Origin of the sequence: Secundilactobacillus folii, assembly GCF_009720675.1 — a bacterium.
Lineage (GTDB): Bacteria > Bacillota > Bacilli > Lactobacillales > Lactobacillaceae > Secundilactobacillus > Secundilactobacillus folii.
The window spans coordinates 1-397 of record NZ_WNJO01000045.1 but is presented as its reverse complement, the minus strand read 5'-3'; the positions used below and the strand labels follow the sequence as shown (position 1 = coordinate 397).

Here is a 397-nt window from a genome sequence, read left to right as displayed (position 1 = left end):
ATGGCAGTGCCACCATTCCAACAAATGTGGGTACTTACCAAGTTGCATTGAATGCGGCAGCTATTCAAAAGATCGAAGAAGCTAACCCGAACTACACGTTCAGTGCCAGTGACTTTATTGGTGGGACTTATACCATTAATCCAGTAGCCACTGATTCAAAGGATGCAGAGACCAAAGTTACAGTTACCGATCAAGCGATCACCTATGGTGATGCAACACCAACGTTCACTGTTGCTTATGGCGACAAAGTGGTCAACCACGTTGCCTTAACGAATGCGGACTTTACATTTGATGGCCAGAATTCTATCCCAGTAGATGTGGGTACTTACCAAGTTGCATTGAATGCGGCAGCTATTCAGAAGATCGAAGAAGCTAATCCGAACTACACGTTCAGTGC

1 protein-coding gene is annotated in these 397 nt (G+C 45.1%); it reads left to right on the top strand.

The genetic code is table 11. The features are described from left to right. Positions 1-397, top strand: a 397-nt coding sequence (locus GM612_RS12285) for an MBG domain-containing protein (protein WP_246147770.1), incomplete at both ends; no start/stop codon positions are given.